This window comes from Streptomyces sp. NPDC048506, from assembly GCF_040651315.1.
Classification (GTDB): Bacteria; Actinomycetota; Actinomycetes; order Streptomycetales; family Streptomycetaceae; genus Streptomyces.
This window is the reverse complement of record NZ_JBEZIX010000009.1, coordinates 167,210-190,713: the sequence shown is the minus strand read 5'-3', so window position 1 is coordinate 190,713 and position 23,504 is coordinate 167,210. Positions and strand designations below refer to the sequence as shown.

Genomic DNA, 23,504 nt, shown 5'->3' with positions numbered 1-23,504 from the left:
TCCACTACTTAATTAGTGGAATGGTTCGGGGGACGTGACGGGGCGGGGGGCTGGGCGATGGTGACGCGGCCGATGGTCGGGGGCGGGGTCGGGGCGACCGGGCGGGGCTCGGGCCGCACCGCCATCGAGGCGATCGGACTCGGCAGGCGGTACCGCCGCCGCTGGGCGTTGCGCGACTGCACCTTCCGGCTGCCGGCCGGCCGGATCTGCGCGCTGGTCGGGCCGGCCGGCGCCGGCAAGAGCACGCTGCTCTCGCTCGCGTCCGGACTGGCCCGCCCCACCGAGGGCACCGTGCGGGTCGGTGGCGCGGGCCCGGCCACCCCGTCCGGCCGTGCCCGGGTCGCGTACGTGGCCCAGGGCAAGCCGCTCTACCCCCGCTGGACGGTCGCCGAGACGCTGCGGCTGGGCCGCGAGCTCAACCCCGGACACTGGAACACCCGGCGCGCCGAGCGGATCGTGCGGGACGGCCGACTGCCGTCGGACGCCCGCGTCGGCGCCCTCTCTGGTGGACAGCGCACCCGCCTCGCACTCGCCCTGGCGCTCGCTAAGGAGCCCGAACTGCTGCTGCTCGACGAGCCGTTGGCGGACCTGGATCCGCTCGTCCGGCACCGGATCGTCGGGCTGCTGCTGGCCGAGGCCGCCGAGCGCGGCACCACCGTCGTGCTGACCTCGCAGCTGCTCGCCGAGCTGGACGGGGTCTGCGACTACCTGCTGGTGCTGGGCGGCGGCCGGGTCCGGCTGGCGGGCGAGGTCGACGACGTCATCGGGGCGCACGCGCTGGTGACGGGGGAACGCCGGGGCGCGGCGCTGCCCCCGCAGATCGCCGCGCACACGGTCGTCGAGACCCAGCTGACCGGCAGTCGGTTCACCGCGGTCGTACGGCGGAAGGGGGCGGTCGCCGCCGGTCCCTGGGAGACGGCGGAGCCGTCCCTGGAGGAGCTGCTGCTCGCCTATGTGCGCGCACCGGACGCGCCCGCACTGATCGCACCGAGCGCCGAACCGGTCTCCCCGCGGCTGCGTCACCGGCCCGGCGGTCCACCCGGTCACAAGCCCGGCATCCCCGGTATGCCGCGCAACGGAACGCCCGCCCGGCCCGGCCCGGCGGGCGGCGCGGCACACGGCGGGCACCACCACAGCGGCAAGGGAGCAGCGGCATGACGAGCACCACGGCACACCCCGGGGCGGGCGGCAGCGGACCCGCCCGACGCGACGAGGACGGGCGGGACGAGCGCGGCGGTACCGCCGGGAGCCGGACGGTGCGCCGCCGCCCGTCCCTGCGCGGCCCGATCTGGTTGGTCTGGCGACAGCACCGGATGGTCCTCGGCGTGCTGCTCGCCGGCTCGGCCGCCGGCGCGGTCTGGTGCACCGAGCTGCGCGGCCGGATGGCCGACTTCATCGACGCCCACCACATCGCCGGCTGCTCGATGATCTCGCTGGTCCCGCGGTGCGCCCACACCCAGGACACGGTCATCGCCTTCCGCGGCAGCTACGGGCCCGCGCTCCAACTCCTGGAGCTGGGGCTGGTGTTGCTCCCCGTGCTGATCGGCATGTTCATCGGCGCGCCCCTGATCGCCCGCGAGCTGGAGTCCGGCACCGACCAGCTGGTACTGACCCAGTCGGTCGCGCCGCTGCGCTGGCTCCGGGCGAAGGTCGGACTGCCCGCGCTGGTCGTGGTGATCGCCACGTCGGGGTTCTCGGCGGCCTTCGCCTGGCTCTGGCAGGTCGCCGGCGACGAGGTGTCCGGCTCCTACTGGTACTCCGTCCGCGGTTTCAACGCGCTCGGCCCGGTGCCCGTCGCCTACGCCCTGCTGGGCCTGGCGACCGGCGTGCTGGTCGGTCTGCTGCTGCGCCGCACGGTGGCGTCGATGGCCGTCACGATGCTCGCCATGGTCGTGGTGCAGTTCGGGCTCGGCCAGCTCCGGCCGTATCTGATGCCGACCGTGACGACCGAGTTCCGGCCCGGTGTGGCGGCCCAGCTGCCGGACGACAGCTGGGGCCTGGAACAGGGCTTCTACACCCGCTCCGGCGCCCACCTGACCGACCAGGACCTGGCGTGCTCGCCCCAGGAGGACTACGACGCCTGTCTGCCCCGGCACCATGTGATCGGCCAGTACATGGACCAGCACCCGGTGTCACACCACTGGCCGCTGGCGTGGATCGAGGCCGGGATCGTGTTGGCGCTGGCGGCGGCGCTGACCGTGTTCGCCTTCCGGGTGGTGCGGCGCCGGTACGGCTGAGCCGGGGCCGGCTCTCGGCGCGCATTTCCACTCGATCGGGCGCCCGCGCATTGCGCATGGATAACGGTGGGTGTGACGCCGGGCTGGCCCGGGGAAGCCCCCTGGAGCGACCGGGGGACCGGCGGCTGGTGCCCGCCCGTAGCACCCCGATTGCCTGTCCGCCATATCCGCGTTACCGGCGATTCAACGTTGCTTGCGAGCATCGCTGAATGCAGCCCGCTGTGCCGAATCTTCCGAGCCCGAGACTCCATGTCGCGCCGCCGCTCCGTCCTGACGCGCCTGGAACCCCCCGGACGCGGAAGAATAAGGCCATGAACCAGCAGCCCAGCGCTCAGGCACAGGTCCAGCCCGAGATGCCGACCCCGAAGCCCCCGCAGGCCCTGGCCCCCTCGGCCCAGCCTTCCGTGGGCTCCATCGCCGCGCACCGCCCCAACGCGGTCCGTGGGACGGTGCCTGGCCTGGAGCCCGACCTGGACGCCGATCCGGATGCGTACGAGGACCAGGGCGTGGTGGGCGCGGACGGCGAGGAGCTGCCCGGCGGCCGCTTCCTGGACCGCGAACGCAGCTGGCTGGCGTTCAACGCGCGGGTGCTCGAACTGGCCGAGGACCCGGCCACCCCCCTCCTCGAACGGGCGAACTTCCTCGCGATCTTCGCCAGCAACCTGGACGAGTTCTTCATGGTCCGGGTCGCCGGACTCAAGCGACGGATAGCCACCGGTGTGGCCACCCGCTCCGCGTCCGGACTCCAGCCCCGCGAGGTGCTGGACCAGATCTGGACGCGCTCGCGTGAGCTCATGGCCCGGCACGCCGCCTGCTTCCAGCAGGACATCGCCTCCGAGCTCGCCGACCAGGGCATCCATCTGATCCGCTGGCGGGAGCTGACCGAGAAGGAGCAGGCCCGCCTGTTCACCCTCTTCCGGCAGCAGATCTTCCCGGTGCTCACCCCCTTGGCGGTGGACCCGGCGCACCCCTTCCCGTACATCTCCGGCCTCTCGCTGAACCTGGCCGTCGTCGTGCGCAACCCGGTCAGCGGCCACGACCACTTCGCGCGGGTCAAGGTGCCGCCGCTGCTCTCCCGCTTCCTGGAGGCCTCCCCGCAGCGCTACGTCCCCATCGAGGACGTCATCGCCGCGCACCTGGAGGAGCTGTTCCCGGGCATGGAGGTGCGCGCGCACCACATGTTCCGGGTCACCCGCAACGAAGACCTCGAAGTCGAGGAGGACGACGCGGAGAACCTGCTCCAGGCGCTGGAGAAGGAGCTGATGCGGCGGCGCTTCGGTCCCCCGGTCCGCCTGGAGGTCGAGGAGTCCATCGACCCGGCCGTCCTCGACCTGCTGGTCCAGGAGCTGAAGATCTCCGACGCCGAGGTCTACCCGCTGCCCGGCCCGCTCGACCTCACCGGCCTGTTCGGCATAGGAGCCCTGGACCGGCCCGAGCTGAAGTACCCCAAGTTCGTCGCCGGTACGCACCGTGACCTCGCCGAGGTGGAGTCCGCCTCCGCCCCCGACATCTTCGCCGCCCTGCGCGCCCGCGACGTCCTCCTGCACCACCCCTACGACTCCTTCTCCACCTCCGTCCAGGCGTTCCTGGAGCAGGCCGCGGCCGACCCCGACGTGCTCGCCATCAAGCAGACCCTCTACCGCACCTCCGGTGACTCGCCGATCGTCGACGCCCTGATAGACGCCGCCGAATCCGGCAAGCAGGTGCTGGTCCTCGTCGAGATCAAGGCCCGCTTCGACGAGCAGGCGAACATCAAGTGGGCGCGGAAGCTGGAGGAGGCCGGCTGCCACGTCGTCTACGGCCTGGTCGGCCTCAAGACGCACTGCAAGCTCTCGCTCGTGGTCCGCCAGGAGGGCGAGATGCTGCGCCGCTACTCCCACGTGGGCACCGGCAACTACCACCCCAAGACCGCCCGGCTCTACGAGGACCTCGGCCTGCTGACCGCCGACCCGCAGGTCGGCGCCGACCTCTCGGACCTCTTCAACCGGCTGAGCGGATACTCCCGACGCGAGACCTACCGGCGTCTCCTGGTCGCCCCCAAGTCCCTCCGCGACGGTCTGATCCAGCGGATCACCAAGGAGATCGCGCACCACCGTGCGGGCCGCGCCGCCTACGTCCGCATCAAGGTCAACTCAATGGTCGACGAGGCCGTCATCGACGCCCTCTACCGCGCCTCGCAGGCAGGCGTTCCGGTCGACATCTGGGTGCGCGGCATCTGCGCGCTGCGCCCGGGCGTCACCGGCCTCAGCGAGAACATCCGCGTCCGCAGCATCCTCGGCCGCTTCCTGGAACACTCCCGGATCTTCGTCTTCGGCAACGGAGGGGAGCCCGAGGTGTGGCTCGGCAGCGCCGACATGATGCACCGCAACCTGGACCGGCGGATCGAAGCGCTGGTCCGGGTCACCGACCCGGCGCACCGCGCCTCCCTCAACCGGCTGCTGGAGACCGGTGCCTCGGACTCCACGTCCTCCTGGCACCTGGGCCCGGACGGCGACTGGACCCGGCACGCCGTGGACGCGGACGGCGCGCCGCTGCGCAACGTACAGGAAATGCTCATTGACGCCCGGAGGCGCCGGCGTGGCCCAGCGACATGACCAGCCGACCGGGGGGCCGACCGGTCTCCTCGGTCTCGGATACGAGCCCGCCGGGGCGCCCGGAGCCCGTTCGGCGGTGGTGGACGGGCCGTACGAGGGGGACGACGAGGTGTACGGACCCGTGACCTCGATGCCCTACGGCACCGGACCCGCCCCGGGGGGCACCGGCCCCGCCGCCGGCGACACCGGACCTGCCCCCGACACCGCCCTCGCCGACCTCACCGCCCGCACCGCCGAGGAGGTGCTCGCCGGCTACCTCCACCACCAGTCCGCGGAGTTCCTGCGCAGCCTGCGGATGCACCGCGAGAGCGGGTCGGACGTGGCGGGCGCCGGCGAGGCCGCCCGCCAGCTGCGCCGGGCCGCCCGCCGGATCAGTGCCACGCTGCACACCTTCCGGCCGCTGACCGAGGAGCCCTGGGCCGACCAACTCCTGGCCGAACTGGGCTGGTTGTCCGGGACGCTCGCCCGCGAACAGGCCTGTGCGGCCCGTCGTGAGCGGCTGATGGCGGCGTTGCAGCGGCTGACGGGCCGGGGGGAACGGCCCGAGCAGCCCGAGCGCGCCGACCGGGGAGGCCGGGGCAGGCGGGGGGACCGTACGGCCGCGGGCCGGGCCACCGTGCCGGCCGCCGCCGCACCCACCACCCCGACCGCGTCCCCCGCCGCCGGGGAGCCGGCACCCGACGCCGATGCCGCGTTGTCGGCCGGTGCCGCCCGGGCCGGGGCGCTGCTGGACCGCCAGCTCACCCTCGCCCGCACCCGCGCCCACTCCGCCGCCCTCCAGGCGCTGGGCTCCTCCCGCTTCCACGCCGTCGCCGACTCCGTCGCGGTGCTCGCCTCCGAGGCGCCGTTGGCCGGCACCGCCGCGGACCGGTCGGCGGCCGAGGCGCTGCCGCCGCTCGCCGAACAGGCCCATCGGCGGCTCGCGGAGGCGGTCGCCGCCCTGCCGCTGTCCCGTGCGGGCCACCCGTACAACGCCGAGGCGCTGACCGCCGACCACCGTCAGGACGCGCCCTGGCACCAGGTCCGGCTCCTGGTGCGGCTGAGCCGCTACGCCCAGGAGCTGATCGCACCGGAGCACGCCGATCCCCGGCTGGTGGAGGCCGCCCGGGCGCTGGAGTGCCACCGGGACGCCGCGGAGGCCGCCGCCGCGGCCGCCGCCGCGGCCCGCACCCCCAGGATCGCCCCGGCCACCGCGTACGCCCTGGGCGTCCTGCACGCCGACCAGCGCCACCAGGTGGAGGCGGCCCGCTACGCCTTCGGCCGGATCTGGCTGTCGCGCGCGGCGGACCGGACGACCTGGGGCGGAACGGGGGGAACCGGCGGAACCGGGGGAACGGGCCCGAGGGGATGAGGATGTGACGGTGCCTCAGAAGTCGGTACGGGCGGCGGGCTGTGTGCTCTGGCGCCGCGCGGCGACCGAGGACGGCCTGGAGATCGGCCTCGTCCACCGCCCCAAATACGACGACTGGTCACACCCGAAGGGCAAGTTGAAGCGCGGCGAGGACGCGCTGGCCGGCGCGGTGCGCGAGGTGGCGGAGGAGACCGGGATGGACTGCCGCCCCGGCGCCCCGCTGCCGACCTCCTACTACCTCGTCGAGGGCCGCCCCAAGCAGGTCCGCTACTGGGCCGCCGAGGCCGTCGCCGGCGCCTTCACCCCGAGCGCCGAGGTGGACCGCCTGGAATGGCTCTCCCCGGCCGACGCCCGCCACCGTCTCACCCAGGAACGGGACCGCCCTCTGGTGGACGCGCTGCTGGCTGCGCTGCATCTGGCCTGAGCGGGCCGCCGCCGGCTACCGGGGAGGTCCTGGGTGTGGGTGCCCTCACCCCAGATCTCCGTCCGCGATCCGCTGCGTCCGCGTACGCCGCACCCGCAGTGCGTCAGGATCCTCCGCCGGCCACTCCCGGCGCCCGGCGCGTCGCAGGTACGGGGTGCCGTTCCTGATATCCGTGACGATGGCCCGTCGGCCCACGGCGTACTCGACCTCGTCGCCGACTTGGGGACGCCGACCGCCACTCATCGCGCGGCCTCGATCGCGTCCAAGGCGGTCGTCCACTCCAGTCCTCCGCCCGGGGGCGAGAGCCATGCGACCGGCGGTGTGTCCGGCACCATCACGACCAGGTTGAAGGGGTTGTCCTTCGAGTCCGGGGCGATGGCGCGCAGGACGCCGATGCGGTCTGCGTGGGCGCGGTCGACGACGTGGCGGCCGAGGAGCGGGTGATCCCAGTGGCCCAGTCCGAGGGCCCGGGAGGTGAGTGTGTGTGCGGTCATGTGATCGCCTCTGGGCGTGAGGAGGTTGGGGATGCCAGTAGCGGTGTGGACACGCGGAGTGTGCGCTACGGCACCCCCAACACTGGACCGGTGGACCGGTCCAGTCAAGAGGTAATCAAATGCCCGCCCCCATCGGGTAGTTGTCCACCAGCTCCCACAACTCCGAAGGCGTTACTCCCTCTTCGCAGACCAGTGGCCTGTCGCCCTCGTCGTAGGCGGTGTGCAGGACTGTGGCCACCGCACAGGGGCGCTTCACCTGAAGGAGTTCAGCCTCGATCTTCGAGGCGAGCCGAGTTGTGGTGATGTCCGTACCGCGCGCGGGGCCTCGGCCGGTGGTGCGCCGCACGTAGTTCGTGGTCCCTTCCGCGATCGGCCCCATCTGGGACAGACGCGGGCACTGGTCGGCGATATCCGGCGGGAACCATGCGGTCACGTAGGAATGGGGACTGCTCCCGTCGGGAGTAAGGACCAGGCGCGCCCGATGCAAGGCGTGTTGTCCGTCGGCCAGTTCGAGTGCGTCAACGACATGAGCCGGTGGTGCCTTCAACACCGGCGCGCCCAGGCGGCGGAACGGCGAACCGCCCTGCACGCGGGCGCTGCCGGCCAGGCGCCTACCGGCGGGGCGGGCCAGAGGGGTCTCGACGACGGAGAAACCGCGCCCTTGGTGTGGTGTCACCAGGCCATCGGCGCGCAGTGCGTCCATGGCCTTGATGGTGGTGGCGCGCGACACGGCCCACTGCTCACACAGATCACGGGAGGAGGGCAGCAAGTCGCCGGGCTCGAACTCGCCGTCGGTGATGCGACGCCGCAGTGAGTTCGCGATCTCTTCGTACTTGAATCCAGACACGAAAAGCTCCTGACCTAGTGTCTAGCCTGACCGGTTAACCGGTCAGGCTAGACACTGGTGCGAGTGCGCGGCCACAGGCCAGACTGCGCCCATGACCACACCAGAGATCGCCCCGGAAATCCTGGAGTTCTACGGCGAGACCATCGACGAGTCCGAACGGCTGACGGCGTCGGCTGACGGGCAGCTGGAGATGCTGCGCACGCAGGAACTACTGCGGCGCCACTTGCCGTCGGCGCCCGCAGCCGTGCTCGACGTCGGAGGCGGCCCCGGAACCCACGCCCGATGGCTGGTGAAGGATGGCTACACCGTTCACCTCGTTGACCCCGTACCCCGCCACGTCGAACAGGCACCCGCTGCCGGATGCACAGCCGAACTCGGCGACGCCCGCGCCCTGACCGCCGACGACAGTACGTATGACGTCGTGCTTCTCCTGGGGCCGCTGTACCACCTGCTCGACCGCGACGAGCGACTCCAAGCCCTCGCAGAGGCGCGACGGGTCGTGAAGTCGGGCGGTCTCGTCGCCGCAGCGGCAATTGGGCGCTACGCCTCCCTGTTCGAGCATACGGCGACCGGGTGGCTGGGCACCAAGGAACGCGTTCGGGATGCCGTCGTGGACATCCTTGCCACCGGTGTCCACGAACCTGGCCGTAAGGGCTTCACCGCCGCCTACTTCCACACTGCCGAGCAACTCGCCGAAGAGATGGCCGCGGCCGGACTGGACGGCACCACGGTGTACGGAATCGAAGGGCCTGCGTGGGGCGCCGTGAAGGCCACCGAGCAGCACACCGGCGAACCGCTTGCCGAGGACTCCCCGCTGTTCACCGCGGCCCTTGAGGCTGCCCGGCTGGCCGAGCCGTACCCGGATCTGTTGTCGGCCAGTTCGCACATGCTTGCCATTGCACGGGCCTAGCCCTCTGGTCGTACGGCCCGTAGGTACTGGCCTGGGCCATTCGCTCACCGCCGCCGCAGTGCCGGGTCCGCGACGGCCGGCGGGACGTAGTAGCTGTCGGCCCGGTTGAGGTCGGTGCCCGGCGGGACGATGGTGTCGATGCGGTCCAGGACGTCGGCGTCGAGGGTGACCTCGGAGCCCGCCAGCAGGTCGTCGAGCTGGTCGAGGGTGCGCGGGCCGATGATGACCGAGGTCACCGCGGGGTGGCTGCGCACGAACGCGGTGGCCAGGTGAGGGAGCGTCAGGCCCGCCTCGGCGGCGACGTCGGCGAGCGCGCCGACCGCCTCCGCCTTGCGGGCGTTCTCCGGGATCGACGGGTCGAACTTCTGGGACTCCATGCCGGCCCGGGAACTGGCCGACAGCTCGCGGCCGGAGAGCCAGCCCGCGCTGAGCGGCCCCCAGGTCAGCACGCCCACCCCGTAGCGCTGGGCGGTCGGCAGCACCGCGTTCTCCACGCCGCGGGCCAGCATCGAGTACGGCGGCTGCTCGGTGCGGAAGCGGAGGTGGCCGCGGCGCTCACTGGTCCACTGCGCCTCGACGATCTGCTCGGCCGGGAACGTCGAGGTGCCGATCGCCCGCACCTTGCCGGAACGGACCAGGTCCGAGAGCGCGGAGAGGGTCTCGTCGATGTCGGTGGTCGGGTCGGGACGGTGCACCTGGTAGAGGTCGATGTGGTCGGTGCCCAGCCGACGCAGGCTGTCCTCCACCGCGCGGACGATCCAACGCCGGGAGTTCCCGCCGTGGTTGGCGTCCGGCCCCATCGGGTTGAAGAACTTGGTGGCCAGCACCACGTCCTCGCGGCGGCCCTTGAGCGCCTTGCCGACGATCTCCTCGGACTCGCCGGCGGCGTACACGTCCGCGGTGTCCACGAGGTTGATGCCGGCGTCCAGCGCGCGGTGCACGATCCGCACGCAGTCGTCGTGATCGGTGTTCCCCCATGCGCCGAGCATCATCGCGCCCAGCGCGTACTCGCTGACCGAGATACCGGTGCCGCCGAGGATCCTGCGCTGCATGAACTGCTCCTTGGTCCGAGCTTCGGGTTCTCGGGAGCCGGTCGGCGTGATCCGAGGGCTCCCCGAGGCGTGCCACCACCCTGCTGTGTCGTCACGGAGCGGACCAGGCCCGTCACAGCCTGGGTCCGGCGGAACCACCCGGCCGGCGGTGCGCCGCATACTGGACGGATGCTGCACGCGGAAATCGAGATCAGCGCGTTCCTCAAGGCGCGCCGCGCCGCCCTCGACCCGGCCGACGTCGGACTGCCGGACGGGGTCAACCGTCGGAGGGTGCGCGGGCTGCGGCGCGAGGAGGTCGCCCAGGTCGCCGGGATCAGCGTCGACTACTACACCCGGATCGAACAGGGCCGTGCGCACGCCATCTCCGACGCGGTGCTCGACGCCATCGCGCGGGCGCTGCGGCTGTCCGGCGGCGAGGTGACGTACCTGCGCAACATCGCGGTGCCCCGGCGACGGAGTGCGGCGGAGTGCTGCGACCCGGGTCCGCTGGTCGAGCGCACCGTACGGCCCGAGATCCGGCAGCTGCTGGACGCCATGGACAGCACCGTTCCGGCCATGGTCATCGGGCGGGGCCTGGACATCCTGGCCTGGAACACGCTCGGCGGCCGGATCGCCTTCGACCTGGACGCGCTCGCCCCGGACCGGCGGAACACCGCGCTGCTGGTCTTCCTCGACCCGGAGGCCCGCGCGCTGCACGCGGACTGGGAGGCGAAGGCCGTGGAGGTGGTCGGCAACCTCCGCGCCGACAGCGGCCGGCACCCGGACGATCCGCGGATCTGCGAGGTGGTCAACGAGCTGCTGGCGTGCAGCGCGGACTTCCGGCGGATCTGGGAGACCCAGTCGGTGTACGAGTGCCTGCGCGGCACCAAGCGCATCCGGCACCCGGAGGTCGGCGACCTGGACGTCACGTTCGAGAGCTTCCGGCTGGCCACCGAGGCGGACCAGGCCCTGGTCACGTACACGGCCCCGCGGGGATCGGAGACGGAGCGGCGCCTGCGGGACCTGGGCGCACGGCCGGCCGCGACGCCGGCCCAGGTGGCCTAGCCAGGGCCTGGCTGTCCGATGGGTCGGGCCCTGGCCGACCGGGCCCGGGGAGCCCCGGCGGCTCCCTGCCACTGGCCCGACGGCTCCCCGAAGACCCTGGTGAGGGGGCCGGACGAAGCAGCGCATCGGACGCAGGGGCAGTGGATCAGGCACGGGGCGGTGGATCAGAGGAGGGTCAGCGTCGCCGGGCCGGACTGCTGGCGGACGCCGGAGCCGGCGCAGGCGGCGAGGCTCAGGTCGGGCAGCGTGGCCGTACGAATGGCCTTGCTCCCCTCACCGAAGCCGCTGCTCACGGTGCCCGCGGCAGTGACCTGGGTGGTGCCGTTGCCCAGCCGGTCCACTGAGGTGACCGTGAAGGTGACACCGGACTTCTGGTGCGTGTTCCAGTCGTAGACGGGGCGGTCCGGGGGACCCAGCGGATCGTTCACGGAGGTGCAGGACGCGGTCTCGGTGAGGGAGAAGCTGCCGGTTCCGGAGGCGATCCCGGCCGTGTCCAGACAGGAGGTGTACGTCTCCCTGATCTCCACCGTGGTGGAGGTGGGAGTGTTGGTGAGCGGCGGGTGGTAGGTGACGGTCTGGGTGCCCGTACACGTCAACAGGGCGGTGCCGGCATGAGCCGGGCCGGGCATGAGGAGCCCGCCGTAGGTGAGAGCGAGGGCGGCCGTGGCACAGATGGCGCGGGCGCGCACGCCAGCGAACACGAAGCCTCCTGGATTTCCCGAAGGACGTAGTGCGTGACGTGCACCATTAGGGCATTGCCTTCGGCGGGTTAGCCATACGCCGACGCCGCGCGGAAAGCGCACCGAAGCACCGTGAGCGCGCGTGACCGGCCCGCGCGCCGACTGCTCCCGCTGTCACCGCCCCCGCCGCCTGCCACTGCCCCGCCGCTCCTACCCCCGCTACCCGCGCTCCTGCTACCCGCGTGGGGCCAGCGCGTTCCAGCGCACCGTGACCTCGCCCTGGCGGTGCCGCCGGGGATCGCCGGCCAGCGGCCAGTCCGTGGCCAACGCCCGTACGGCGGCCCGCCACCGCTGACGGGCCCCGAGCGCCCCGAGCGGAGCGGAAGCCGCCCAGGCGCGGTCGAAGTCCCGGAGGAAGGCGTGCACCGGCTCGCCCGGAACATTGCGGTGGATCAGCGCCTTGGGGAGTCGTTCTGCCAGGTCGGAGGGGGTGTCAAGGGAGCCGAGTCGGGCCGCGAAGGTGACCGTGCGGGGCCCCTCGGGGCCGAGCGCGACCCATACGTGCCGCCGCCCGATCTCGTCGCAGGTGCCCTCCACCAGCAGTCCGCCGGGCGCCAACCGGGCACACAGTCGGCGCCACACCGCGGCCACCTCGTCCTCGTCGTACTGGCGCAGCACGTTCGCCGCCCGGATCAGGACCGGCGCCCGGCCCCGCGCACCCGGCAGCGGCACCTCGAAGCCGCCGTGCAGGAAGTCCAGCCCCGGCGAGCGGTACGGCCGGGCGGCCTCGACCCGGGCCGGATCGATCTCGATGCCGACGACATGGGCGTCCGGCCGGACCGTGCGCAGCCGGCCCAGCAGCTCGACCGCGGTCCAGGGCGCCGCCCCGTAGCCGAGGTCGACCGCGACGGGGTCGGCGGCGCGGCGCAGCTCGGCGCCGTGTTCCGCGGCTATCCAGCGGTCCATGCGGCGCAGCCGGTTGGGGTTGGTGGTCCCACGGGTGACGTTGCCGACCGGCCGGGACGGAGGGGTGGCCTGTCGGGATGGAGGGGTGGCCTGCCGGGACGGCGGGGTGGCCGGCCGCCTGGCGGCGGGGACGGCGGCGGGTGCGGGACGGCGGGCCATGGCTTCGAGGGTATGGGGTGCCCCGCCCGATTCCCGCACCCGAGCCCGCCGGCCACTGCCTCCGCCCTCGTCCTCGGCCCTGTCCCACCTGTGCTCCGGGGCCCGGGGCAGATCGCCGACCACCCCGCCGTGCTCACCCTGCGTCATGCTCATGGTTACGCTTTGGCAAAATGCGGAGACGACGGCCCGGACGGGAAGGGAACGCCGAGGTGTGTTGTTGCAGGGGTTCGGAGGCGTGCCGCCCGCCTCGCCTAGGAGGTAGCTCGACGTGAGCCAATACGTGTCCCGGCTCCGCAGCCGTCCCCATGGTCAGTTCCCCGGCCAGTCCCGGCTGCGCCTGCCCGGCGTGCCGCGCCGCCCGCGCCGGGTGGCGATGCTGAGCGTGCACACCTCCCCGCTGCACCAGCCCGGTAAGGGCGACGCCGGCGGCATGAACGTCTACATCGTCGAGCTCGCCAAGAAGCTCGCCTCGATCAACATCGAGGTGGAGATCTTCACCCGCGCCACGACGGGCACCCTCCCGCCCGCCGTCGAGCTCGCCCCCGGTGTCCTGGTACGGCACGTGGACGCCGGCCCGTACGAGGGCCTCGCCAAGGAGGAGCTGCCGGCCCAGTTGTGCGCCTTCACGCACGGCGTGATGCAGGCCTGGGCCGGGCACCGCCCCGGCTACTACGACCTGGTCCACTCCCACTACTGGCTCTCCGGGCACGTCGGCTGGCTGGCCGCCGAGCGGTGGGGCGTCCCGCTGGTGCACGCCATGCACACCATGGCCAAGGTCAAGAACGCGGCGCTGGCCGTCGGCGACACCCCCGAGCCGGCCGCCCGGGTGATCGGCGAGACCCAGGTCGTCCGGGCCGCGGACCGCCTGATAGCCAACACCGCCGAGGAGGCCGACGAACTGGTCCGCCACTACGAGGCCGACCCCGGCCAGGTCGCGGTCGTCCACCCCGGCGTCAACCTCGACCGGTTCCGGCCCACCGGCGGCGAGGTCGCCGAGAGCCGGGCCGCCGCCCGCGCCCGCCTCGGCCTGCCCCAGGACGCGGTCATCCCGCTCTTCGCCGGCCGAATACAGCCGCTCAAGGCCCCGGACATCCTGCTGCGCGCGGCCGCCGCCCTGCTGGCCGAGGACCCCTCGCTCCGCTCCCGCCTCGTCGTTCCCGTCGTCGGCGGGCCCAGCGGCAGCGGCCTGGCCAAGCCCGAGGGCCTACAGAAGCTGGCCGCCCGGCTCGGCATCGCCGATCTGGTGCAGTTCCGTCCGCCGGTCGGCCAGGAGCAGCTCGCCGACTGGTACCGCGCCGCCTCCGTGCTGGTCATGCCCTCCTACAGCGAGTCCTTCGGCCTGGTCGCCATCGAGGCCCAGGCCTGCGGCACCCCCGTCGTCGCGGCGGCGGTCGGCGGTCTGCCGGTGGCGGTGCGCGACGGCGTCAGCGGTTTCCTCGTCGCCGGCCACGACCCCGCCGACTACGCCCGCGCCCTGCACCGCTTCGTCGTCGACCCGGCCCTGTCGACCCGTATGGGGACCGAAGCCGCCCGCCACGCCCAGTCCTTCGGCTGGGACACCGCGGCGGCGGCGACCGGCGACGTGTACACCGCGGCGATGCAGGAACGGCGGCGTCACCTACGATCCCTCCATGGCTGACGACGCACGACAGGTGATCGAGACGGCGCTGACCGACGCCGGGGTGACCTGGGAATCCCCCTCCGACGGCTGCTACGTCGTCACCCTCCCCGGCACGCGCAAGCTCGCCACCACCTGCTCGCTCCTCGTCGGCAAGCACTCCCTCTCCATCAACGCCTTCGTCATCCGCCATCCCGACGAGAACCACGACGCCGTGCACCGCTGGCTGCTGGAGCGCAACACCCGCCTCTACGGCGTCAGTTACGCCATCGACAAGCTCGGCGACATCTACCTGGTGGGCAAGCTCCCGCTCGCCGCCGTCACCCCCGACGAACTCGACCGCATCCTCGGCACCGTCCTGGAGAACGCCGACGGCAGCTTCAACACCCTCCTCGAAATGGGCTTCGCCACCGCCATCCGCAAGGAGTACGCCTGGCGCGTCTCCCGCGGTGAGTCCACCCGCAACCTGGAGGCGTTCGCGCACCTGACGCGGGGGAGCGGCACGGAGGCGTAGCCGCGGCCCGTTCCATGGCGCCGGATGTGCCGAGCCGATGCGCCGAGCCGTTTCGCTGACCCGATGCGCCGAGCCGGTTTGCCGAGCCGGCAACATTGTTTGCCCGCCCCCTCCGCCCGGGCGCATGGTCGCGCCAACGGCAGCAGACCCGAGCTGAGGGAGCAGATGCGATGGCCGACAACCCGGCGACCCACGACAACGCGACGACCGGCGGCAACGCGACGACCGACCACCACGCGTCGCCCCGCCACACCCACACCCACACCCACAGCTCCGGCCCCGACGACCACTTCGACTGGGCCGCGATGGCCGATCTGCTGGAACTCGAAGGCGAGCTCCACAGCCCCTACGTCCGAGGGGCCTTCGAGGAGCTGAAGCACCTCACCCCACGCCGGATCCTGGACATCGGCAGCGGCCCGGGCGTCGCCGCCTGCCGGCTGGCGGGGGTGTTCCCGCAGGCCGAGGTCACCGCCGTGGACGGCACACCGGAGCTGCTGGCCCGCGCCGAGCAGCGGGCCGCCCGCCTCGGCGTCCGGCTGCGCACGCAGGCGGCCGAGTTCCCGGCGGGGCTGGCCGACCTGGGCCCCGCGGACCTGGTGTGGTCGGGTCAGGTCGTCCACCACGTGGGCGACCAGCAGGACGCGCTGAACCGGCTGGCCGCACTGCTCAACCCCGGCGGTGTCCTGGCCATCGTCGAAGGCGGCCTCCCGCCCCGCTGGTTCCCGCGCGATCTCGGCTTCGGGCGTCCCGGGCTACAGGAACGGCTCGATGCGGCGCTCGCGGACCGCTTCACCCGTATGCGGGCCGAACTGCCCGGCACGGTGGCGGTGGTCGAGGACTGGCCCGGCATGCTGCGCACCGCGGGGCTCACCGACGCCCACAGCAGGACCTTCCTCGTCGAGCACCCCGCTCCGCTGCCCGAGGGCCCGCAGACGCCGCAACGGCTGTTTGCGCGCCGGTCCCTGGAGCGCTACCGCGAGGTGCTCGCCGAACTCCTGGACCCGGAGGACCTGGTGACCCTGGACCGGCTCCTCGACCCGGCGGACCCGGCGTGCGTCGACCGCCGACCGGACCTGTTCCTGCTGACGGCGAAGACGGTGCACTTCGGGACGGCGGCCTGAGTCCCGCACATGAGGGGTGCCCGACGGGTCACCGGCCCAACGCGCCCCTCCCGCGCCCCTCCCGCGCAGCCCCCGTGAGGCGCGGCGAGCGCTACCGCTGCGCCGATGACACCCCCGGGGCCGCCGGCTGTTTCGCCAGCAGCTCCTCCAGCCGATCCCCCCGGCTCTCCGCAACCCGCACCGCGTCCCGCAGCGCCGCGCGCAACTGCACGGACAGGAAACGCAGTTGCCGCGCGTCCGCCTCCTGGTCGTCGATCAGCTCCGCCGCATGCTCCAGCAGTCCCACGGCCATGCTGAGCTGTAGCGCCTCGACGTCATCGGCGTACCGGGAGAGGCGGCCTCCGGCGCGGTCGGTGAGTAAGTAGCAGGGCCTGCCGTCGGGTCCGGTCCAGGGGAGGAGCCGGGGGGTGGGGTGCGTCGTCATGGGGCCTGCCTCGTGTCGCTGGGGCCGTCGCTCTCTTCGACGGTGTGGGCAACGCTAGGCAGGCCTCGGCGCCCACGACAGTGACGCCCCGTGCGACTTTTCCCGGGAGCTGGGACGCCACGTCCTACCCGTCGAGGTCCAGTCGGTCGGCCAGTTCCGTGAGCGGGGACGTCCGCCGCCGTTCGCGGTTGCGGAGGTCGGCCACGAGACGACGGCTGGTGGAGTGGTAGCGCATCCACTCCGGCGCGGTCCGCTCGGCGGTGAGCAGTGCCTGCACTGCGCCGTCGTCCTTGTGGAGGTCGGCGAAGGCCAGCGCGCGGTCCACATGGAACCGTGCGCGCCAGGTCGGGGGCAGCGTGTGCAGCTCGGGCACGGTGCGTACGGTGCGCAGGGCCTCGGCGCTCTCCGCCATCTCCACCAGGAAGTTGACCTTGGCCACGCCCACGTTGGTCGGGCCGAACGGCGTCGCGTAGTCGAGGCGGTCGGTTCCGATGCGGGCTGCGGCTGCGCTCGCCATCGACAGCAGCTCCCGCACGGTGTCCTTCCGCTCCAGCCGGACCGCGGCCGTTGCCGCACGCAGCAACAGGACGCCCCACAGCGAGAGTTCGATCGGTCGCGATCGGAATCCGGGCTCGATCCGCTCGGCGGCATGGAGCGCGACGCGTTCGGCGTCGGCCAGCCGGCCCTGCTTGGTGAGTACCCAGGCGAGGCTGGAGAAGCCGACGGTCTCCAGGTGCGGGTCGTCGCCCTTGACCGCCGCGTCCATGGCGCGTTCGAGGGCGGTGAACGCGGCGTCCTCCTTGCCCAGCGCGGTCAGCGTCGTCGCCGCGACCTGGTACGCCTCGGCCAGGACCGAGTGGGCCGCGGCCGCCTCGCTCCCCGAGGACGCGCGGGCTGTCGCCTTCGCATCCCTGATCAACTGCGGTAGCAGTGCGCCGATTTCCGCCATCCGCCCATCGCGCCGGATGCGTTCCGTGGAACGCAGGGAAGCCTGGAGCGCCGCGATGCCCGGTGGCTCCTCGGGGTCCGGTTCGTCGCCCAGCAGATCGGACACCGGCGAGACGGCCTGGCGCAAGGCCAGCACGGACGGCTGCTCGCCCGCACTGCGTACCTCGAAGGTGGCGGGCTGCCCGACCAGCGCGGACGGCTCCACGTCCAAGGCCCGGGCCAGCGCGTTGAGCGTCGACAAACGGGCCGTCTGACGTACGCCTTGTTCGAGCTTGTGGACGACATCGACGCACAGGCCCGCCTGCTCGGCGAGGCCCTCCTGCGTCAGTCTCCGGCGCGCGCGCAGCCGGGCGATGCGCTCACCGATGCCGGGTTCCTCGTGGAACAACTCCATGGCCACCCCCGCGAGAAGGACGTATCGACCACGCTACGCCCGTCCGACGGCGAGTCGCGCGCCACCCGTCACGCCATCGGTTCGCCCGACGAAGGGGCGGAAGCGGGCGCGCCGGAGGGGGCGGGCGCAGCGTCGGCGGCCGCCGGGGACGGGGCCGTGGCGGACGAGGCGGCAGGTGTGGGGTTCGCCCCCGCCGCGTCCGCCCCCTCCGTCCGCCCCGGCAGCCTCCGCAGCAGCAACCCGTAGCCCAGCGCGGCGACCGTTCCCACCGCCGCACAGCCCGCCCACAGCGTGTCCGCGCCGAAGCGGTCGATGACCGTGCCGCCGAGGAGCGGGGCGGTGAGGGAGGCGATGGACCACGAGAGGGAGTACATGCCCTGGTAGCGGCCGCGTCCGTGGAGCGGGGAGAGGCGGACGACCAGGCCCATCTGGGTGGGGGAGTTGATGATCTCGCCGAGGGTCCAGACGGCGACGGCGACGGCGTACATGGCGACCGAACCGGCCAGCGCGGTCAGCCCGAAGCCGTAGCCGGCGAGCAGGGACGAGCCGACGAGCAGCATCGCGGGGCTGCGGTGCTCGATGAAGCGGGTGACCGGGATCTGGAGGACGACGATGAGGACGCCGTTGACCGCGATCACGGTGCCGAAGTCGGCGCTGGAGAAGCCGTTCTGACCCATCGACACCGGCATGGATACGTAGGCCTGCTGGAAGAGCAGGGCGAGCAGCAGGTTGAGGGCCACGACGGTCATGAAGCGGCCGTCGCGGAGGACGGTCAGCATCGACACGGCGGCGGGGGCGGGGGCGGCGCCGCCCTCCCCGTCCGCCGCCGGGGCCGCGTCGGGGCGGGACTCCGGAAGCTTGAAGAAGACGACCAGCGCGCAGGCCAGCACGAGCGTCGCCTCGCCCAGGAAGAGGGCCAGATAGCCGTGTTCGGCGATGAGTCCGGCGGCGGTGGAGGAGATGGCGAAGCCGAGGTTGATCGCCCAGTAGTTGAGGGAGTAGGCGCGGACCCGGTCCTCGGGGGCGACGATGTCGGCCATCATCGCCTGGACGGCGGGGCGGGAGGCGTTCGTCGCCATGCCGACCACGCCCGCCACCGCCGCGATGGCGACCGGGTCGGTCATGAAGCCCAGCAGCGCCACGGACGCCGCCGTCGACAGTTGCGCGATCAGCATCGTGGGCCGCCGCCCGAGCCGGTCGGTGAGCACCCCGGCGCCGATGGACGAGACCACCCCGCCGAGCCCGTAGAGCGCGCCGACCAGACCGGCGTAGGAGGCGGAGTAGCCGCGGTCGACGGTCAGGTAGAGCGCCAGGAAGGTCGCCACGAAGGCGCCCAGCCGGTTGATCAGGGTGCTGGTCCACAGCCACCAGAACTGTCGGGGGAGTCCGGAGACGCTCTCCGTGGCGGCGCGTCTGAGGCGGGCGAGGGCGTGGGCGGATGTGGATGCGGACATGACAGTTCCCCCGTGGCGGCGGTGCCCGTGCGGCGACCGGTGGTGTGCGGTGTGTCGGTGGTGCGTGGTGTGCGGGTGGGTGGGTGGTGCGTCGCGTCGCGGCGCGTGGTGTGCGGGTGCGTGGGCGTGCGGGCGGGCGTGCGGGTGGTGCGTCGCGGCGCGTGGTCGTGTAAGTGGTGCAGGCGCAGTTCGCAACCTACTGGTGGGTCGGCTTCAGGCGCCACTCAATTGACGGGAAGCGTCAAAGATCACGGAGAATCCCAGGTCGCGGACCCGCGCAAGGCCGTTTCCGGAATTGGATTACGCTCGACGCCATGGCCGACGCACCGTACAAGCTGATCCTCCTCCGCCACGGCGAGAGCGAGTGGAACGCGAAGAACCTGTTCACCGGCTGGGTGGACGTCAACCTCAACGAGAAGGGCGAGAAGGAGGCGGTCCGCGGCGGAGAGCTGCTCAAGGATGCCGGCCTGCTCCCCGACGTAGTGCACACCTCCCTCCAGAAGCGCGCCATCCGCACCGCGCAGCTCGCGCTGGAGGCCGCCGACCGCCACTGGATCCCGGTCCACCGCAGCTGGCGGCTGAACGAGCGCCACTACGGTGCGCTTCAGGGCAAGGACAAGGCGCAGACCCTGGCCGAGTTCGGCGAGGAGCAGTTCATGCTCTGGCGCCGCTCGTACGACACCCCGCCGCCCGCGCTTGAGGACGGCACCGAGTTCTCGCAGAGCGACGACCCGCGCTACGCCGACATCCCCAGCGAGCTGCGTCCGCGCACCGAGTGCCTCAAGGACGTCGTCGTGCGCATGCTGCCGTACTGGTACGACGGCATCGTGCCGGACCTCATCGCCGGCCGCACGGTCCTGGTCGCCGCCCACGGCAACAGCCTGCGCGCCCTGGTCAAGCACCTCGACGGCATCTCCGACGCGGACATCGCCGGCCTGAACATCCCCACCGGCATCCCGCTCGCCTACGAGCTGGACGCCGACTTCCGCCCGGTCACCCCCGGCGGCGCCTACCTCGACCCGGAGGCCGCCAAGGCCGCCATCGAGGCAGTGAAGAACCAGGGCAAGAAGAAGTAGGCCCGACTGATCAAGTCCGCTTGATCAAGCCACCCGATCAAGCCCACTCGATCAAGCCCCCTACCTGCGGTTTTCCGCCGGTGGGGGGTTTGTCGTGCTCTGGGGGGGCATCTTCGGGCCGTCGAGTGCCCTGGCGGCCCCCGCCCCGGGTCGTTCCGGTGGCCCCACGGTAGGCTCCCCGCGCATCTGCGCACGTCAGAGGCGTAAAGCGGAGGTCGGAGCCGCAAAGCGCACGCCAGGGCCGCAAAGGGGGAGGAACCGTGCCGCTCACCGTTCACTGGGGGGATCTCTGGGTTCCCGCTTCGTTGATGGTCCTCAGTGTCGTGCTGAGCGTGGCGACGCGTCGACGGCGACGCGGGCGGCAGACCGAGGTGCGGTGGCGCTCACGGACGCACTGGCAGTGGCTGCCGTTCATGTTCGGGCTGGTCGTGGCGATCGGAGAGCTCTCGCGCCTCCTCGACGTACCCGACTCCTGGGCCGCGATCTCCGACACGGTTGCTCATGTGCTCGCCCTCACCACGATCTTCATGGTCGTCCGGGCGGTGTTCCTCCTCTGCCTGCGCGGCGCCCGACGCGTGTTTCGACGCGAAGGGGCGTGACACCGGTGGCTCGTGACGCCGGTGGCCGCGGAGGGGCGTGACGCCGGTGGCCGACGGCGGGCGCCGGGCCGTCCCTGAGTCCCGTCGCGGTGGTCGTGGGTCAGACGCGCTCGCCCGGTACGTGGCGGGGGACGGCTACCAGCCCGTAGATGACGAGCAGGGACATGGCCATGACGATGATCGACCAGTACGGGAAGGTCGACAGGAACATCAGCTGGCCGACCAGGCAGACGGAGGCCAGCACGATGCCGGTGATCCGCGCGGCCCGCGCCCCCAGGAAGACGCCCAGGCTCGCCAGGATCTGCGCGATGCCGATGACGATCCATACCCAGCCCCAGAAGGCGAAGTCGAAGACCAGCAGGCGGTTGCCGTGGTTGGCGGTCGTGGAGTAGTACCCGTGGTCGAGCAGGGCGACGAAGCCGTTGATGATGTCGAACAGCCCGCTCAACATCAGCAGGATCCCGGCGAACGCCACCCAGTGGGATCGCTCGGCGGGCGGTACGGGACGGCTCTCCGGTGTGGCCGGTGTGGGCTGACTCGGCTGCATGTGTCCCATCTCGCCGGGTGCTGGGCGGTGCCGCAACCGGTGGCGAGCCGTTGGGGCGAGGACCTGGCCGCGCGGGGGCAGCATGGAAGGGGGAGGGGGAAGCGGTGGGGGGAGGGCGGTGTTCATCCGTAATGGGAAGGATGAGAGAGATGCCCAAGTTCATGGATATCCATCACGGAATGAAGGACCTCACGGCCGAGGAGCTCAACGCGGCGCACCAGGCCGACCTCGCCATCCAGAGCGAGGAGGGCGTGACCTTCGAACACGCCTGGGCCGACACCGAGTCGGGCGATGTGTTCTGTCTGTCGGAGGCGCCCTCGGCGGGGGCCGTCCAGCGCATCCACGAGCGCGCCGGCCACCGGGCCGACGAGATCCATCCGCTGACGATCAGCGTGTGAGGCCGGTCGGGGCGGCAGTCCAGGCCAGGCCCGGCTCGGCGCGACACGGCAGCGGCGCGACACGGCAACGGCCCGACACGGCAGCGGCCCCGGCCGGCAGAACTGCCGGCCGGGGCCGCGGTGGCGCTGTGCCGTAGGTCGCCGGCGTCGCTAGCAGCTCCCACCGCACTGGCACGGCCCGCCCGACTGGCAGCCGCAGCTGCAGCCGGGGCCGCAGCCGCAGGCGCCGAGCAGGGGGAGCCGAGGGCGGTCGACGGCCGTCACGTCGTCCTTGGCCGCGGGGTTGGGAGAGTCCGCTACGGGTGCCATGCACTGCCTCCTAGGGGTCGCCGGGTGCCCAAGGGGTCACTTGCTGCCCATTGCAAGCCAGGGCGCCACGGCGCGTCAACGGCGCGTGGAGGCACACGTCAACGGCGCACGGTCGCGCGAGGTGCGGACTCCCGCCCCTCGCGCGCGTCCGCCGTCACGGGCCCTCGGCCGCCGTCACGGGCCCTCGACCACCGTCACGCGCCCTCGACCGCCGTCGGCGGGGCGATCTCGTCGGCGTGCTCGCCGGTCACCAGGTAGACGACCCGCTTGGCGACGGAGACCGCGTGGTCCGCGAAGCGCTCGTAGTAGCGGCCCAGCAGGGTCACGTCCACCGCCGTCTCGATGCCGTGCTTCCAGCGGTCGTCCATCAGGTGCTGGAAGAGGGTGCGGTGCAGCATGTCCATCGCGTCGTCGTCCTGCTCCAGCTGGAGCGCAAGATCGACGTCCTTGGTGATGATGACCTCGGCGGCCTTGGCCATCAGGCGCTGCGCCAGCTGCCCCATCTCCAGGATGGTGGCGTGCAGGTCGCGCGGCACGGCCGTCGACGGGAAGCGCAGCCGGGCCAGCTTGGCCACGTGCTGGGCCAGGTCGCCCGAGCGCTCCAGGTCGGCGCTCATCCGCAGCGAGGTGACGACGATCCGCAGGTCGGTGGCGACCGGCTGCTGCCGCGCCAGCAGGGCGATGGCCCGGGCCTCCAGGTCGCGCTGGAGGTCGTCGACCTTCTCGTCGGCGGCGATGACGTGCTCGGCCAGCTTGAGGTCCGCGTCGAGGATCGCCGTGGTGGCGCGCCCGATCGCGGAGCCGACGAGCCGGGCCATCTCGACCAGGCCCTCGCCGATCGAATCCAGCTCCTCGTGGTACGCGTCCCGCATCTGTGACCTTCTCTCGCGTGAGTGGGTGTGTGGAGTGGGGTGGTGGGGAGGTGGAGCGGGTGCCAGGAAAACCTGTGCCCACGCTCTCACGGTCCGTGCCCCCGGCGGCGGCCCGGCCGGCAGATCCTCGCTCCGAGGGGCGTCGAGAGGAACCGATCCGTCACCCGCACCCTCACCATGCGGCCGAATCGCGTCCTCCGGTGCCACCCGGGGTGAACCGGTGCCGACACGAAGGTGAACTCTGGGCGACGTGGTCACGGCCCCGGGGTCGTCCGGCCGGTTCACCCGGCCACGCCCCGCACGGGCCGGGCGCCCCCGCCGGTTTCCCAAGGGGCATCTGGCGGGCGGCCGCGCGCCCCCTGCCGGCCTCCGGAGTGAACCCCCACGGACGCCACGGTGAACTCTGGGCGACGGCTGCTCGTGCAGCGGCTCGCGAGGCTGGGGCGGCGTCCGACCCGGCACATACTCTGGA

23 protein-coding genes and 1 pseudogene are annotated in these 23,504 nt (G+C 72.5%); 13 read left to right on the top strand and 11 right to left on the bottom strand.

The features are described from left to right. The first annotated feature begins 57 nt into the window (after positions 1-57). The 5 genes from AB0C96_RS10030 to AB0C96_RS10010 all read left to right on the top strand — a co-directional run bounded on the left by AB0C96_RS10030 (position 58) and on the right by AB0C96_RS10010 (position 6,606). Entirely contained in the window at positions 58-1,158 is a 1,101-nt protein-coding gene (locus AB0C96_RS10030) for an ATP-binding cassette domain-containing protein (protein ID WP_362915569.1), read from the top strand. Next, entirely contained in the window at positions 1,155-2,237 is a 1,083-nt protein-coding gene (locus AB0C96_RS10025) for an ABC transporter permease (RefSeq protein WP_362915567.1), read from the top strand. The genes AB0C96_RS10030 and AB0C96_RS10025 overlap by 4 nt, the downstream gene beginning before the upstream one ends. Positions 2,238-2,548: 311 nt before the next feature. Further along, a complete protein-coding gene (locus AB0C96_RS10020) occupies positions 2,549-4,831 on the top strand; it encodes an RNA degradosome polyphosphate kinase (protein ID WP_362915565.1) in 2,283 nt (760 codons plus the stop codon). Beyond that, on the top strand, positions 4,794-6,182 hold the full coding sequence (locus AB0C96_RS10015; RefSeq protein ID WP_362915563.1) for a CHAD domain-containing protein: 1,389 nt from the start codon (positions 4,794-4,796) through the stop codon (positions 6,180-6,182). The genes AB0C96_RS10020 and AB0C96_RS10015 overlap by 38 nt, the downstream gene beginning before the upstream one ends. 4 nt (positions 6,183-6,186) lie before the next feature. After that, the gene (locus AB0C96_RS10010; protein WP_362915561.1) at positions 6,187-6,606 is read left to right on the top strand and encodes an NUDIX hydrolase; all 420 of its coding nucleotides are present in this window, start codon (positions 6,187-6,189) and stop codon (positions 6,604-6,606) included. 45 nt (positions 6,607-6,651) lie between these two features. Here the strand turns inward: AB0C96_RS10010 and AB0C96_RS10005 are convergent, their stop codons facing one another. From AB0C96_RS10005 to AB0C96_RS09995, 3 genes are all read right to left on the bottom strand, one after another. Further along, positions 6,652-6,849 (bottom strand): hypothetical protein, encoded by a 198-nt coding sequence (locus AB0C96_RS10005; RefSeq protein ID WP_362915559.1) that lies wholly within the window; start codon positions 6,847-6,849, stop codon positions 6,652-6,654. Then, complete coding sequence (locus AB0C96_RS10000; RefSeq protein WP_362915557.1) at positions 6,846-7,100, bottom strand: hypothetical protein; 255 nt, start codon at positions 7,098-7,100, stop codon at positions 6,846-6,848. The genes AB0C96_RS10005 and AB0C96_RS10000 overlap by 4 nt, the downstream gene beginning before the upstream one ends. A gap of 115 nt (positions 7,101-7,215) precedes the next feature. Continuing rightward, on the bottom strand, positions 7,216-7,947 hold the full coding sequence (locus tag AB0C96_RS09995) for a GntR family transcriptional regulator (RefSeq protein ID WP_362915556.1): 732 nt from the start codon (positions 7,945-7,947) through the stop codon (positions 7,216-7,218). 91 nt (positions 7,948-8,038) lie between these two features. Between AB0C96_RS09995 and AB0C96_RS09990 the strand changes: the two genes are divergently transcribed. After that, positions 8,039-8,857, top strand: a complete 819-nt coding sequence (locus AB0C96_RS09990; protein WP_362915554.1) for a class I SAM-dependent methyltransferase — start codon at positions 8,039-8,041, stop codon at positions 8,855-8,857. A 44-nt stretch (positions 8,858-8,901) separates the two neighbouring features. On the opposite strand, the gene AB0C96_RS09985 is transcribed toward AB0C96_RS09990, so the two are convergent. Beyond that, entirely contained in the window at positions 8,902-9,909 is a 1,008-nt protein-coding gene (locus AB0C96_RS09985; protein WP_362915552.1) for an aldo/keto reductase, read from the bottom strand. Positions 9,910-10,077: 168 nt separating this feature from the next. Here AB0C96_RS09985 and AB0C96_RS09980 point away from each other — a divergent pair, with 168 nt between their 5' ends. Beyond that, a complete protein-coding gene (locus AB0C96_RS09980) occupies positions 10,078-10,953 on the top strand; it encodes a helix-turn-helix transcriptional regulator (protein ID WP_362915550.1) in 876 nt (291 codons plus the stop codon). 164 nt (positions 10,954-11,117) lie between these two features. On the opposite strand, the gene AB0C96_RS09975 is transcribed toward AB0C96_RS09980, so the two are convergent. Further along, positions 11,118-11,654 carry a hypothetical protein gene (locus AB0C96_RS09975; RefSeq protein WP_362915548.1) on the bottom strand — a complete coding sequence of 179 codons (537 nt, stop codon included), beginning with the start codon at positions 11,652-11,654 and terminating at the stop codon, positions 11,118-11,120. A gap of 213 nt (positions 11,655-11,867) precedes the next feature. Continuing rightward, positions 11,868-12,662: pseudogene (locus AB0C96_RS09970) on the bottom strand (class I SAM-dependent methyltransferase); the annotation flags it as partial. A 364-nt stretch (positions 12,663-13,026) separates the two neighbouring features. Here AB0C96_RS09970 and mshA point away from each other — a divergent pair. The 3 genes from mshA to AB0C96_RS09955 all read left to right on the top strand — a co-directional run bounded on the left by mshA (position 13,027) and on the right by AB0C96_RS09955 (position 16,011). Further along, the gene (gene mshA, locus AB0C96_RS09965) at positions 13,027-14,397 is read left to right on the top strand and encodes a D-inositol-3-phosphate glycosyltransferase (protein ID WP_362915546.1); all 1,371 of its coding nucleotides are present in this window, start codon (positions 13,027-13,029) and stop codon (positions 14,395-14,397) included. Further along, on the top strand, positions 14,390-14,890 hold the full coding sequence (locus AB0C96_RS09960) for a YbjN domain-containing protein (RefSeq protein ID WP_362915544.1): 501 nt from the start codon (positions 14,390-14,392) through the stop codon (positions 14,888-14,890). Before mshA ends, AB0C96_RS09960 begins: the two co-directional genes overlap by 8 nt. Before the next feature lie 170 nt (positions 14,891-15,060). Continuing rightward, positions 15,061-16,011: a class I SAM-dependent methyltransferase gene (locus AB0C96_RS09955; RefSeq protein ID WP_362915542.1), complete on the top strand. Its 951-nt coding sequence runs from the start codon at positions 15,061-15,063 to the stop codon at positions 16,009-16,011. 91 nt (positions 16,012-16,102) lie between these two features. On the opposite strand, the gene AB0C96_RS09950 is transcribed toward AB0C96_RS09955, so the two are convergent. From AB0C96_RS09950 to AB0C96_RS09940, 3 genes are all read right to left on the bottom strand, one after another. Beyond that, on the bottom strand, positions 16,103-16,435 hold the full coding sequence (locus tag AB0C96_RS09950; RefSeq protein WP_362915540.1) for a hypothetical protein: 333 nt from the start codon (positions 16,433-16,435) through the stop codon (positions 16,103-16,105). A gap of 124 nt (positions 16,436-16,559) precedes the next feature. Continuing rightward, positions 16,560-17,777 (bottom strand): helix-turn-helix domain-containing protein, encoded by a 1,218-nt coding sequence (locus AB0C96_RS09945; protein ID WP_362915538.1) that lies wholly within the window; start codon positions 17,775-17,777, stop codon positions 16,560-16,562. A gap of 68 nt (positions 17,778-17,845) precedes the next feature. Next, positions 17,846-19,231 (bottom strand): MFS transporter, encoded by a 1,386-nt coding sequence (locus AB0C96_RS09940; RefSeq protein ID WP_362915536.1) that lies wholly within the window; start codon positions 19,229-19,231, stop codon positions 17,846-17,848. A gap of 314 nt (positions 19,232-19,545) precedes the next feature. Between AB0C96_RS09940 and AB0C96_RS09935 the strand changes: the two genes are divergently transcribed. Continuing rightward, a complete protein-coding gene (locus tag AB0C96_RS09935) occupies positions 19,546-20,307 on the top strand; it encodes a phosphoglyceromutase (RefSeq protein WP_362915534.1) in 762 nt (253 codons plus the stop codon). Positions 20,308-20,639: 332 nt separating this feature from the next. After that, positions 20,640-20,906 carry a hypothetical protein gene (locus tag AB0C96_RS09930; protein WP_362915532.1) on the top strand — a complete coding sequence of 89 codons (267 nt, stop codon included), beginning with the start codon at positions 20,640-20,642 and terminating at the stop codon, positions 20,904-20,906. A gap of 100 nt (positions 20,907-21,006) precedes the next feature. Here AB0C96_RS09930 and AB0C96_RS09925 read toward each other — a convergent pair whose 3' ends face one another. Beyond that, positions 21,007-21,453, bottom strand: coding sequence for a hypothetical protein (locus tag AB0C96_RS09925; protein WP_362915530.1), 447 nt, complete (start codon positions 21,451-21,453; stop codon positions 21,007-21,009). A gap of 149 nt (positions 21,454-21,602) precedes the next feature. Between AB0C96_RS09925 and AB0C96_RS09920 the strand changes: the two genes are divergently transcribed. Continuing rightward, positions 21,603-21,851, top strand: a complete 249-nt coding sequence (locus tag AB0C96_RS09920) for an SCO4226 family nickel-binding protein (RefSeq protein WP_362915528.1) — start codon at positions 21,603-21,605, stop codon at positions 21,849-21,851. A gap of 503 nt (positions 21,852-22,354) precedes the next feature. On the opposite strand, the gene phoU is transcribed toward AB0C96_RS09920, so the two are convergent. Then, complete coding sequence (gene phoU / locus AB0C96_RS09915; RefSeq protein WP_362915526.1) at positions 22,355-23,032, bottom strand: phosphate signaling complex protein PhoU; 678 nt, start codon at positions 23,030-23,032, stop codon at positions 22,355-22,357. Positions 23,033-23,504: the final 472 nt, after the last annotated feature.